General features: G+C 32.1%; 7 protein-coding genes. All 7 read left to right on the top strand.

Going from position 1 to position 6,876, the window contains the following annotated elements:
* The coding region (locus tag SOR77_RS07900; RefSeq protein WP_320636576.1) for an ABC transporter permease at positions 1-763 on the top strand (763 nt) is incomplete at its 5' end.
* A 10-nt stretch (positions 764-773) separates the two neighbouring features.
* Positions 774-1,817: an ABC transporter substrate-binding protein gene (locus tag SOR77_RS07895; protein ID WP_320636575.1), complete on the top strand. Its 1,044-nt coding sequence runs from the start codon at positions 774-776 to the stop codon at positions 1,815-1,817.
* Between the two features lie 165 nt (positions 1,818-1,982).
* A complete protein-coding gene (locus SOR77_RS07890) occupies positions 1,983-2,438 on the top strand; it encodes a CtsR family transcriptional regulator (protein ID WP_320636574.1) in 456 nt (151 codons plus the stop codon).
* A gap of 9 nt (positions 2,439-2,447) precedes the next feature.
* Positions 2,448-2,948, top strand: a complete 501-nt coding sequence (locus SOR77_RS07885) for a UvrB/UvrC motif-containing protein (RefSeq protein ID WP_320636573.1) — start codon at positions 2,448-2,450, stop codon at positions 2,946-2,948.
* Positions 2,945-3,916: an ATP--guanido phosphotransferase gene (locus SOR77_RS07880; RefSeq protein WP_320636572.1), complete on the top strand. Its 972-nt coding sequence runs from the start codon at positions 2,945-2,947 to the stop codon at positions 3,914-3,916. The genes SOR77_RS07885 and SOR77_RS07880 overlap by 4 nt, the downstream gene beginning before the upstream one ends.
* A 2-nt stretch (positions 3,917-3,918) precedes the next feature.
* On the top strand, positions 3,919-6,366 hold the full coding sequence (locus SOR77_RS07875; RefSeq protein WP_320636571.1) for an ATP-dependent Clp protease ATP-binding subunit: 2,448 nt from the start codon (positions 3,919-3,921) through the stop codon (positions 6,364-6,366).
* On the top strand, positions 6,338-6,876 hold a 539-nt coding region (locus tag SOR77_RS07870; RefSeq protein WP_320636570.1), incomplete at its 3' end, for an AAA family ATPase. The genes SOR77_RS07875 and SOR77_RS07870, both read left to right, overlap by 29 nt.

Here is a 6,876-nt window from a genome sequence, read left to right as displayed (position 1 = left end):
TAAATTTTATCTCGTTCTAATTTTTATATTTTTATATGCACCAATAGTTACATTGATGGTATTTTCTTTTAATGATTCCAAGTTAAAAGGTAAGTGGGCAGGGTTTACTTTGAAATGGTATAAAAATTTATTTACCGACCCAACTATCTTAGAAGCTTTAAAAAATACTTTGATAGTAGCTTTAATAGCAACAGTAGTCGCGACTGTATTGGGAACTGTTGCCGCAATAGGAATAAATGAGTTGAGAGGATTTAAAAAAAGTATGTTATTAGATGTTAACTACTTGCCGGTTTTGAATCCTGACATTGTAACAGCGGTTTCTCTTATGGGACTTTTTGGTTTTCTACATTTGAGATTTGGTCTTTTAACAATGACTATCTCACATATTGTGTTTTGTACTCCGTATGTGATTTTGTCTGTTTTACCTAAGCTTGGTCAAATGGATAAGAATACCGTAGAAGCTGCACTTGACTTGGGAGCTACGCCCTCACAAGTTATAACAAAAGTTATAATTCCTCAGATAAGACCGGGAATTGTTACAGGAGCTTTGATGGCATTTACATTATCACTTGATGATTTTGTAGTAAGTTATTTTAATACAGGACATGGTGTATCAAATCTATCAATAACAATATATGCTATGGCGAGAAAAGGTATAAATCCGTCTATTAATGCAATGTCAACTATAATGTTTATCGCATTGTTGATATTGTTGTTAATAATAAATAGGAATCCCGGGAATAGGGAAAATATTAATTTTTAAGGAGTGTTAAATGAAAAAAGTTTTAGTATTGCTTTCAATTATGACTATGCTGATGTTAGTGGCATGTGGTGGAGGGACTAAGGAATCTATAAATGTGTATAACGCAGGAGAATATATAGACCCTGAAACTATAAAGATGTTTGAAAAGGAAACAGGCATAAAAGTTGTTTATGATACATTTGCATCAAATGAAGATTTATATGTAAAGCTTACACAAGGTGCAGATCAATATGATGTAGTAGTACCATCTGATTACATGATAGAACGTCTAATAAAAGAAGATAGACTTGAAAAAATAGATTTTACAAAAATTCCTAATTCAGAACTTGTGAATGCTCAATTTAAACATCCTGAGTACGACCCTAACAATGAATACAGCGTTCCTTATTTCTCAGGAACATTGGGAATTGTATACAACAAGACAATGGTTTCTAAACCGGTAACTTCTTGGGCAGATTTATGGGATATAACTAATAAAGGTCAAATAATAATGTATGATTCTCAAAGAGACTCTATAGCAGTTGCACTTGCAAAATTGGGATATTCTCTAAATTCAACTAATCCTGAAGAATTAGAGGCAGCAAAGAAAGCTTTGATTGACCAAAAACCTCTTGTTTCTGCATATTTAACAGATAACGGAAGAGATGTAGTTGTTCAAGGTGAAGCAGCTATGGCAGTTATGTATTCAGGAGATGCAGCGCTTATGATAAGTGAAAATCCTGATTTAGATTATGTAGTTCCATCAGAAGGTTCTAATATATGGATTGATGCTTTTGTAATTCCAAAGGGAACTCAACATAAAGAAGCCGCTGAAAAGTTTATAGACTTTATGTCAAAACCAGAAATATCAGCTAAGAACGCAGAATATTTAGTAGGTTATACATCTCCAATTGATGGAGTTAAAGAATTTTTACCGGAAGAACTTTCAAAATCTGAAGTTGCTTATCCAGATTATACAAAACTTCCTAAATTAGAAACATTTAGAGATTTAGGAGATAATGTTGACCTTTACGACAGAGTTTGGACTGAAGTTTCAGCTACAATGAGCAAATAGATATATAATAGTCAGCTTTCTAAGAGAGCTGACTTTTTTACATAAACTTACAGTTACGGAACGCAACTTTACAAATTCATAGTTTAGTGCTATGATATTAAAACAATTAAAAATAGGGAAAAATTTTTTTAATTAAAAAGACAAAGATGGTCAGAGGATGATAATATGGCAAAACTATCAAATTCAATTGAAGAATTTATAAATACATTATTAGAAGATGGAGATGGAACTTTAGAAATTCAGAGAGCTTTAATTGCCGATAGGTTTAACTGTGCTCCTTCACAAATCAACTATGTTCTAACTACAAGGTTCACGCCTTATAAAGGATACTATGTTGAGTCAAGACGTGGTGGAGGAGGATATATAAGGATTGTAAGAGTTCAAGTTGAAAATGAAAAGTCAACACTACAAGTTTTTATTGATGAAATTGGAAACTCCATCACAAAGGATAAAGCAGACCAGTTAATTGACGAGCTTTTGAGAAGAGAATACATCAATAGAAGAGAATATGAAATCATCAAAGTAAGTATAAGTGATAGATCTCTTGGTATGAGTGGAGATTTTAAAAATGAGGTTAGAGCAAGTATTTTAAAAAATACAATACTTGTAGTATTCAGTTAGGAGGTAGCTATGCTTTGTGATAGTTGTAAAGAAAATGAAGCTATAATTTCATATACCAAAATGTCTGGGAATAATGTTGAAGAAGTTCATTTATGTGCTACTTGTGCTGAAAAGAAAATGAAAGAGGATTTAACTTTTAATCAAGCTATAAGTAGCCAAGTAGATTCTTTTTTAAAAGAATTATTTAAGTTGACGGGAAATTTCGATAAAGAAGTGATAAAGAAATCATGTCCAAATTGTGGAACTACATTTGATGAGTTTGAGAAAAATCATTTGGGTTGTGAGAGTTGTTACGAAACTTTCAGCTCAGAACTTTCAAGTATGTTAAATAATTTAAAATATGCTTCAAAACACAAGGGTAAAATTCCACAATCAGCAGATGCGGCCATATCCATGAGAAGAGAAGAGGAAGAACTTGAAGACAGTCTAAGGAAAGCTATTGAAAGTGAAGAGTATGAAAAGGCTGCAATTATTAGAGATAGAATAAAAGAAATAAGGGAGAGTAAATGATCGTTCTAAAAACTGAAGTGAAAATTTTTAGAAATATAAGTGGATTTAATTTTGTAGATAAAATAGATATAAAATCAGCAGAAGAAATAGAGAATAAAGTTACTGAAACACTATTTCCTTTAGGTTATGAATTGAGAAAAACTAAGGAAATGAATTCTTTAGATAAACTTAAGCTATATGAATCTTACAATGCAACGGGAGATATTTTTAAAAATGAGCTTATTTCAGGAATATACACGAGCTCACAAAAGCCAAATGTATTTTTAAATGATTCAGACCATATTGTTATTCAAAGTATGTCAGATGGTTTGGAATTGGAGAATATATATGATAATGCAGATAAATTAGATGATTTTGTAGCTGAGAAAATTAAATTTGCATATTCTGAAAAATTTGGGTTTTTAACATCCAATCCTAATCTATGTGGGAATGGAATGAGCGCAAGTGTCTTATTGCATTTACCGGCTACTTCTTATTTTGGAAATGATTCTTTAATAAGCAGTTTGGAGAGATTGGGATATCGAGTAGACAGATTGAATAGTGAGAGGGGTTCAATAGACGCTATACTAAAACTATCTCCAGATAGAACAATAGGCATTACAGAAAAAGAGTATATAAACAAACTAAATAATATAACTAAAGAGATAGTGGATATGGAAGAACAAAATAGAAAGAAACTATATTTAGACCATTCTATTGAATTAGAAGACATAGCTAACAGAGCTTTAGGTACACTATCTTGTTGTAGAATGATAAGCGAAAATGAAGTAATAGAGAAATTGTCAGATTTATTTATGGGGATAGAGTTATCTATTTTGAAACCGAAAATAGATTTGAATTTATCTGATACAATTGCAAAATTTAAAAATGGGAGATTACAAATTCAAACGGGTTCACTCTTAGATATGAAATCGAGAGATGTACTCAGGGCGAAAGAAGTAAGAAAGATGATGAAGGAGGTCTTTTAAAGATGAATATATTTGGGAAATTCACAGAAAAAAGTCAAAAGGCCATATTGTTTGCGCAAAATGAAGCTAGAGATGCGAGATTAAATTATGTTGGTTCTGAGCACCTTATGCTTGGAATAATTAAAGAAGGAACAGGCACAGGGGCGAGAATCCTAAAGAGTTTGGGCTTGACCTATGAAAGTGTAAAATTGGCAACGTATGAGATAGTTACAAAGGGCAATGAAGTTGTCAACGGGAATTTAATATATACACCAAGAACTAAAAAGATATTTGAATTGTCTTATGAAGCGGCAAAAGAAGATGATTTAGAAACTATTGGAACTGAACACATTTTACTTGGAATTTTAAGAGAGGGCCAGGGAATAGCTGTGTTAGTTCTTAGAAGACTTGGAATTGATGCTAAAGTTTTAGAAGAGAGTATATTGAACACAGAAATAGAGGATGAAGATTTAGATGGCAACTCAGAATCTGAAACAACCTTGGAAAAATATACTACAAATTTAAATAAAAAGTCAGAAGAGGGAAAGATTGACCCGGTTATAGGCAGAGAAACAGAGATTAGAAGGGTTATTCAAGTTTTATCTAGAAGAAAGAAAAATAATCCGGTTTTAATTGGAGAACCCGGCGTCGGTAAAACAGCAATAGCTGAAGGACTTGCTCAAAAGATAAATGATGGGGAAGTTCCTGAAATAATGGCAAATAAAGTTATAAGAACTTTGGATGTTTCTGGACTTATAGCAGGGGCAAAATACAGAGGGGATTTTGAAGAACGTTTAAAAAATGTAATTGATGAAGCTATAGAAGATAAAAATACTATTTTGTTTATTGATGAGCTACACGTAATAATAGGGGCAGGAGCGGTTGAAGGAGCTATGGATGCGTCAAACATCTTAAAACCTATGTTGACGAAAGGTGAGCTACAAATAATTGGAGCTACTACAATAAATGAATATAGAAAGCATATTGAAAAAGATACAGCTTTTGAAAGAAGACTTATGCCAATCAGCGTAAAAGAACCTTCAGTAGAAGACTCAATTGACATAATAATTGGACTTAAAGAAAAATATGAAGAACATCACAATGTGACTATACCGGATGATGTAATAGAGAGTGCGGTTAAATTATCAAATAGATATTTAACGGACAGATTTTTACCTGATAAGGCAATTGACTTAATAGATGAAGCTGCTTCAAAACTTAAAATTCAATTGTATAAGACTCCAAAATATGTAAAAGAATTTGAAGATAAATTAAAAGAGTTGGATATTGAAAAGAATAGAGCAGTAGAAGAACAGAAATTTGAATTAGCAGCTCAATTGAGAGATGAAGAAAGACGTCTTAGAAAAGAGTTTGAAGATAGAGAGAATGAAGAGAAAAAATCTGAAGACAAACCTGAAATAAGCAAAGAAGATATTGCAATAATAGTCTCTGAATGGAGTAAAGTGCCAGTTACTAAGATGACACAAGAAGAAAATAAAAAATTAATAGATTTAGATGTCAATTTAAAATCTAGAGTAAAGGGACAAGATGAAGCTATAAATTCAGTATCAAAAGCTATAAAGAGAGCTAGAATTGGTTTAAAAGACCCTAATAAACCTATAGGAAGTTTTATCTTCGTAGGTCCTACTGGTGTTGGAAAAACATATCTTGCAAAGAGTTTGTCTAATGAGTTGTTTGGTTCAGAAGACAATCTTTTGAGAATAGATATGTCTGAGTATATGGAAAAGCATACTGTTGCCAAGTTAGTTGGTTCACCTCCGGGGTATGTTGGATATGATGAAGGCGGACAATTAACTGATGCTGTTAGAAGTAATCCATATACCGTAGTGTTGTTTGATGAAATTGAAAAAGCTCATCCAGATGTATTTAACATACTGTTACAAATTCTTGATGAAGGCCGTCTAACAGATTCTAAAGGAAGGACTGTAAGTTTTAAAGATACAGTTATCATAATGACTTCAAATGTTGGAGCATCAAGGCTTAGAAATAAAAGCTCAATGGGATTCTCTACAGGAGATAAATCTAAAGAAGAATACGAAAATATGGTTAAAATTGTAAAAGAAGCAATGAAGCAAACTTTTAAACCTGAATTTTTAAATAGGTTGGATGAAGTCATAGTATTTAGAGAATTAGATTTAAAACAAATTACAGAAATTGTGAAGACAATGCTTGATAAGTTAAAACAAAGATTTGCTGAAATGGATATAAAGGCAGAATTTACTAATAAACTTGCAACACATATTGCAAAAGAAGGATATGACCCAGAGTTTGGAGCTCGTCCTCTTGAAAGAGCTATCAGAAGCAACATAGAAGATATTCTTGCAGAAAAATTGCTTCAAGGAGAATTTGCTAAGGGAGATTCAATAAAAGTTGACTACAATAGGAAAGTAACTGTTAAAAAACTTAAAGAGGCAAAGAGAGATGAAGAAAAAGACATCCTACAAGTGTAGTAATTGTGGCTATACATCAAATGGATTTTTTGGAAAGTGCCCAGGATGTGGAGAGTGGAATACGCTAATAGAAGTTGATGAAAGTCCAAAATCATCTAAGTTATTAGAAAATAAAGAAAATGCACGTCCACTTGGAGAAGTTCAAGTAAAAGGTTCTGAAAGAGTACAAACTGAGATAGAAGAATTTAACAGAGTTATGGGAGGTGGGATCGTAAGAGATTCCATCTCAATAATAACGGCAAAACCGGGTGCAGGTAAATCTACATTATTACTTCAAGTTGCTAATGATTTGGCAACTAAGGGATTTAAAATATTATACGCTTCAGGAGAAGAATCGGAATCTCAAATAAGAAGCAGAGCCGATAGAATTTTAGCAAATATATCACAAAATTTGTTTGTCTATTCAACTAATGTTATGGATTATTGTCTAGAAGAAATAGATAGAATAGACCCGGATTTTATAATAATAGATTCTATACAGACATTTATTTTAAGAGAAATACAATCAAG

It is taken from the genome of Peptoniphilus sp., from assembly GCF_034090345.1.
GTDB lineage: Bacteria > Bacillota > Clostridia > Tissierellales > Peptoniphilaceae > Peptoniphilus.
The sequence above is the reverse complement of the archived record's forward strand: the minus strand, read 5'-3'. Positions and strand labels throughout refer to the sequence as shown.